The following is a 4444-nucleotide window of genomic DNA, read 5'->3' as shown; positions in this document are numbered from 1 at the left end:
AATAAGAGGTTCAAAATTTAATATTCATTCAAAAATATATGAGTATGATCTGACCTTTCACCTTTCACCTTTCACCTTTCACCTTTCACCTTTAACCTTCAATTTCTCCCCTTACGACTAATGTCGATATTAGCTTGATCAGAATCGGCAAAGTATGCGTATTTATTGAGCGAAAGCTTGAAAATGACTGACTAACGCAAAAAAAGTTAAATAATTATCGCAATTAGTTTAAATCCATCAGTTAATTGGTGAATTTTTTTGCTACAATTGGCGGGCAAATAAAGTGAATGAGTTTAATGTCGCCAAATTCAGTGGTTACTGTACTTAGTTGGTGAGATTGTACTTGTTTACAAATTGTTTTTACGGAAGCGATACTATAGTCATTTGGTTTCATACTCGAGCTTACTTAATCAACTATTTGAGCAAGTCAGGTTTATTCGAGCAGGAGGCTGTGAATAACCTTGTTTTAAGCAAGGGTTTTAATTATGATCGTTTCTCTTTTAAAATTCGAAAAATTAACCTGCTGTAACTGATGTTCTCAATATAGCAAGTGTTGAGAATCATAGTGGAGATAAGTGGATGAGCAATGCGCCTGTAGACAATGGCCGACGTCGCTTTTTAACCATAGCTACCTCTGTTGTTGGTGGTGTTGGTGCGGCTGGGGCTGCTGTTCCTTTTATTGCGTCTTGGAATCCAAGTGAGCGAGCTAAATCTGCGGGTGCGCCTGTAGAAGTAGATATCAGCAAACTTGAGCCAGGACAATTAATACGTGTCGAGTGGCGTGGTAAACCTGTATGGGTTGTATCACGGACCCCAAAAATGCTTGAGCAGATGAAAGAACATGAAGGTCAACTTCGTGATCCGCAATCGCAAGAGCCACAACAATTAGAATCATCAACCAATGATTTCCGTTCATTACGCCCAGAGATTTTTGTCGCTGTAGGTATTTGTACGCATTTAGGTTGTTCACCTAGCTTTTTACAAGGTGGCTTTGGTGAGAAAGTGGAAGGGACTGATGACGGTTTTTACTGTCCATGTCACGGTTCTAAGTTTGATATGGCCGGCCGTGTATTTCAATCGGTACCTGCACCATTAAATTTAGAAGTTCCACCATATACTTTTCTTGATGAGACCACTATTTTAGTGGGCGAAGAACAAGGGGTGGCCTAATGTTTGGAAAAATTGTTGAGTGGATAGACGACCGTATCCCAATGACACGTGTTTGGAACATGCACATTGCACAGTATCCAGCACCAAAAAACTTTAACTTCTGGTACTTCTTCGGCTCTCTAGCTATGTTAGTACTGGTAAACCAAATACTTACCGGTATTTGGTTAACGATGAACTATGTACCATCTGCTGAAGGTGCATTTGCATCAGTAGAATACATCATGCGTGATGTAGAGTACGGTTGGTTATTACGTTATTTGCATTCAACGGGTGCATCTGCGTTCTTCATCGTTGTTTACATGCATATGTTCCGTGGCATGATCTACGGTTCTTACCAAAAACCACGTGAATTACTGTGGTTATTCGGTATGTTTATTTTCCTAGCCCTAATGGCTGAAGCGTTCATGGGTTACTTATTACCATGGGGTCAAATGTCGTTTTGGGGTGCACAGGTAATCATTTCATTATTCGGGGCAATCCCGGTTATTGGTGATGACTTAACACTGTGGATCCGTGGTGACTATGTAATTTCAGGTGCAACGCTTAACCGCTTCTTTGCATTACACGTAATTGCACTGCCATTGGTTATTGTTATCTTAGTATTTTTACACATTGTTGCACTACACGAAGTGGGTTCTAATAACCCAGACGGTATTGATAACAAACGTAAAAAAGGAACCGTGGCTGAAGAAGACAAGCCTAAATTTAAGTTCCATGAATACTACACAGATAAAAAAGACATTATTGATGCGATTCCGTTCCACCCTTATTACACAGTAAAAGATATTGTGGGTGTGGTTGGCTTCTTAATCTTGTTCTGTTGGGTGGTGTTCTTTATGCCTGCAATGGGTGGTTTCTTCCTAGAAGCGCCAAACTTTGAACCGGCAAACCCACTTAAAACACCAGCGCATATTTTCCCTGTTTGGTACTTTACGCCGTTTTATGCAATCTTACGTGCAATCCCTGACAAGCTAATGGGTGTTGCAGCAATGGGTGCATCTATTGTCGTGCTAGCATTATTGCCTTGGATTGACCGTGGTTCGGTTCGTTCAGTTCGTTACCGTTGTGGTTTCCACAAATGGAACATTGCAGGCTTTGTAGTTACTTTCGTTCTTTTAGGTTGGGTTGGTGCTACACCTCAAACTGACTTTAAAACGCTTGTTTCGCAAATCTGTACTGTGACTTACTTTATGTTCTTCGTACTGTTATTTGTTTACAGTAAGAATGAAAAAACTAAGCCATTGCCTGAGAGGTTAACGAAATGATGAAAAAGCTACTAATAGGTTTATTTGCTTTATCAGTAAACGTGTTACCTGCAATGGCTGCAGGCCCGTCAGTTCCTCTAATGGAAGCGGGTAACGATATATCTGATCAACCTTCTTTGCAACGTGGCGCAAAGTTGTTCATGAACTACTGTCTTGGTTGTCACCAAATGCAGTATCAACGTTATGAACGTACTTTCCGCGATATTGGTATTCCAACAGAGATTGGTCAAGAGCAACTTATTTTTGATGGTTCAAAAGTAGGTAGTCATATCAATAATGCTATGGCTAAAGAAGATGCTGCAAAATGGTTTGGTGCGGCTCCGCCGGATCTAACAAATGTTGCGCGTGTGCGTGGCAGTGATTGGATTTACACCTATTTAAAATCGTTTTACAAAGATGAATCTCGTCCGTTTGGCGTAAATAATACGTTATTCCCATCGGTGGGTATGCCACATGTTCTTCAAGAGTTGCAAGGTGTTCCTACTGCAATTACTGAAGAAGTAACAGTAGATGGTGTAACAACCACTCATATTACTGGTACAAAAACAGATGGTACGGGCGAATTAAGTGTAGATGAATATGACCAAGCAGTTCGTGATTTAACGAATTTCCTAGAGTATGTAGGTGAACCTACACGTCTCGAGTCGGAAGCGCTAGGTATTAAGGTACTTGGATTCTTAGTGATTCTATTTATCTTGGCATTTATGCTTAAGAAAGAATACTGGAGAGATGTTCATTAAGTTTGAACATATTTAAAGGTAATTTTGCAATAGGGGCTTAAGCCCCTATTGCTGTTTTAGTTATTTAATGGAGGTAGGCATGGCCGTAGCTGCCAATAAGCGCCCTGTAATGACCCTTTTTTCTGGTGCTAACTGTATGTATAGCCACCAAGTACGCATTGTACTTGCTGAAAAAGGTGTAAGTGTAGATATTCATATGGCTGAAAAGGATAACCTGCCAGAAGCACTTCACGAAATTAACCCTTATGGCACAGTGCCAACACTGATTGACCGTGAGCTTGGTTTATATCAGGCAAACATCATCATGGAATACCTTGATGAACGTTTTCCTCATCCTCCACTAATGCCTGTATATCCGGTCATGCGTGGTCGTAGTCGATTAATGATGCACCGTATTGATACTGATTGGTACAGCCTAGCTGAAAAAATCATTAACAACACTTCTGATGCCGCGCAAGCGCGTAAAGAGCTTACCGAAGCATTACTTGCAATAGCACCCATCTTTAGTGAAGCGCCTTACTTTATGAGTGAAGAGTTTAGCTTAGTTGATTGCTACTTAGCTCCACTGTTATGGCGTTTACCAGAGTTTGGTATTGAGCTTAATGGTGCAGGCTCTAAAGAACTTAAAGAGTATATGATCCGTTTATTTGAACGTGAATCGTTCCAAGCTTCTTTAACTGAAGCAGAGCGTGAGATCCGTTTATAATGACTTCTAATCGTCCTTATTTACTACGCGCTTTTTTTGATTGGATTGTTGATAACGAATGCACGCCACACTTAGTGGTTAATGCTGACTTTCCTGCAGTGCAAGTGCCAACACAGTTTGTTCAAGATGGCCAAATTGTATTGAACATAAGCCCTTCGGCGGTTACGCAGTTTTCGTTAGATAATACTCAGCTTAGCTTTAACGCGCGCTTTGGCGGCCAGCCAATGCAAGTGTACGTGCCTTTAGGGGCTGTACTTGCAATATATGCACGTGAAAATGGCGAAGGCACAGTCTTTACTGCAGATGAGTTTTTAGAGGACGAAGACGATTTTGCTCCAGAGCTTGAAAGTGTCGATTCATCACCTGAACAAGTTGATGAAACGCCAGCTCCCAAGCCTGAAAAGAAAAAAGGCTCGCATTTACGCGTTATAAAATAGCCCGTAAATGTTAGAAAAAAAACCGCTTAAGAAGCGGTTTTTTTATGTCTGTATGAATGTGAAAGTTTACGGGTGACGGGCTGCGAGAAGCGGGGTAAGGTTGATTGGTGTAGCAGATGTATGGAC

The 4444-nt window shown here is 41.0% G+C and carries 5 protein-coding genes; all 5 read left to right on the top strand.

Going from position 1 to position 4444, the window contains the following annotated elements; translation table 11 throughout:
* Positions 1-579 precede the first annotated feature (579 nt).
* The 5 genes from petA (at position 580) to CWC30_RS17740 (ending at position 4318) form a co-directional block, all read left to right on the top strand.
* Entirely contained in the window at positions 580-1170 is a 591-nt protein-coding gene (gene petA, locus CWC30_RS17760; RefSeq protein ID WP_008110867.1) for a ubiquinol-cytochrome c reductase iron-sulfur subunit, read from the top strand.
* Positions 1170-2435: a cytochrome b gene (locus CWC30_RS17755; protein WP_008110864.1), complete on the top strand. Its 1266-nt coding sequence runs from the start codon at positions 1170-1172 to the stop codon at positions 2433-2435. The genes petA and CWC30_RS17755 overlap by 1 nt, the downstream gene beginning before the upstream one ends.
* On the top strand, positions 2432-3175 hold the full coding sequence (locus CWC30_RS17750; protein WP_036981296.1) for a cytochrome c1: 744 nt from the start codon (positions 2432-2434) through the stop codon (positions 3173-3175). The genes CWC30_RS17755 and CWC30_RS17750 overlap by 4 nt, the downstream gene beginning before the upstream one ends.
* A gap of 79 nt (positions 3176-3254) precedes the next feature.
* Positions 3255-3881, top strand: coding sequence for a stringent starvation protein SspA (gene sspA, locus CWC30_RS17745; protein ID WP_008110861.1), 627 nt, complete (start codon positions 3255-3257; stop codon positions 3879-3881).
* Positions 3881-4318: a ClpXP protease specificity-enhancing factor gene (locus CWC30_RS17740; protein WP_069440086.1), complete on the top strand. Its 438-nt coding sequence runs from the start codon at positions 3881-3883 to the stop codon at positions 4316-4318. The genes sspA and CWC30_RS17740 overlap by 1 nt, the downstream gene beginning before the upstream one ends.
* The last annotated feature ends 126 nt before the right edge of the window (positions 4319-4444 follow it).

It is taken from the genome of Pseudoalteromonas sp. S4741 (assembly GCF_005886135.1).
Lineage (GTDB): Bacteria > Pseudomonadota > Gammaproteobacteria > Enterobacterales > Alteromonadaceae > Pseudoalteromonas > Pseudoalteromonas tetraodonis.
The sequence above is the reverse complement of the archived record's forward strand: the minus strand, read 5'-3'. Positions and strand labels throughout refer to the sequence as shown.

Excerpts from the sequence above, each read along its gene's own strand:
- petA (WP_008110867.1), top strand. The coding sequence starts at position 580 with ATGAGCAATGCGCCTGTAGACAATGGCCGACGTCGCTTTTTAACCATA.
- CWC30_RS17755 (WP_008110864.1), top strand. The coding sequence starts at position 1,170 with ATGTTTGGAAAAATTGTTGAGTGGATAGACGACCGTATCCCAATGACA.
- CWC30_RS17750 (WP_036981296.1), top strand. The coding sequence starts at position 2,432 with ATGATGAAAAAGCTACTAATAGGTTTATTTGCTTTATCAGTAAACGTG.
- sspA (WP_008110861.1), top strand. The coding sequence starts at position 3,255 with ATGGCCGTAGCTGCCAATAAGCGCCCTGTAATGACCCTTTTTTCTGGT.
- CWC30_RS17740 (WP_069440086.1), top strand. The coding sequence starts at position 3,881 with ATGACTTCTAATCGTCCTTATTTACTACGCGCTTTTTTTGATTGGATT.